The sequence below is a fragment of the Methylibium sp. T29 genome, from assembly GCF_000576205.1.
In the GTDB taxonomy this organism is placed as follows: Bacteria; Pseudomonadota; Gammaproteobacteria; order Burkholderiales; family Burkholderiaceae_C; genus Methylibium; species Methylibium petroleiphilum.
Genome location: NZ_AZND01000584.1, coordinates 1 through 668, shown reverse-complemented (window position 1 = coordinate 668; position 668 = coordinate 1). Strand labels below are relative to the sequence as shown.

The following is a 668-nucleotide window of genomic DNA, read 5'->3' as shown; positions in this document are numbered from 1 at the left end:
CGGGCCTGCGGCCGCCGCGACGCCCGTCGAGGCGCGCTGGCAGGAAAGCCTGGACGCCTTCGCGCTGGCCGACGAGGCTCAGGCGCCGCAGCCCGGCGGGGTGCTGTTTGTCGGCAGCTCGTCGATCCGGCTGTGGTCGGGGCTGGAGGCGCAGTTCGCCGGCGAGACGATAGTCAAGCGCGGCTTCGGCGGCTCGCGGATGTTCGACTGCGCGGCGTACCTGGAACGGCTGGTGCTGCCGTACAAGCCGCGGCTGGTGATCGTCTACGCCGGCGACAACGACCTCGCCGAGGGCCGCACGCCGCAGCAGGTGCTGGCGAGCTTCAGCACCTTCGTGGAGGGTGTGCGCCGGGCGCTGCCCGACACGCGCATCGCCTTCCTGTCGATCAAGCCCAGCCCGCTGCGCAGCGCGCTGATGCCGCAGGTGGTCGAGACCAATGCGCTGGTGGCCGACTACAGCCGCCACACGCCGAACCTCGACTACATCGACATCTACTCGAAGATGCTCGATGCGCAGGGGCAGCCGCGCGCGGAGCTGTTCCTGCCCGATGCGCTGCACCTGAACACGCAGGGCTACGCGCTGTGGCGCACCGTCATCGCCGACCACCTGCGCGCGCCCGCACCGCCACGCTGAGCGCCGCGTCGGCGGCCTGCGAGCGCAGCTGCCG

The 668-nt window shown here is 71.9% G+C and carries 1 protein-coding gene; it reads left to right on the top strand.

The window, feature by feature from the left end:
- Positions 1-634, top strand: a 634-nt coding sequence (locus x551_RS22960) for an SGNH/GDSL hydrolase family protein (RefSeq protein ID WP_036252198.1), incomplete at its 5' end; no start/stop codon positions are given.
- Positions 635-668 lie beyond the last annotated feature (34 nt).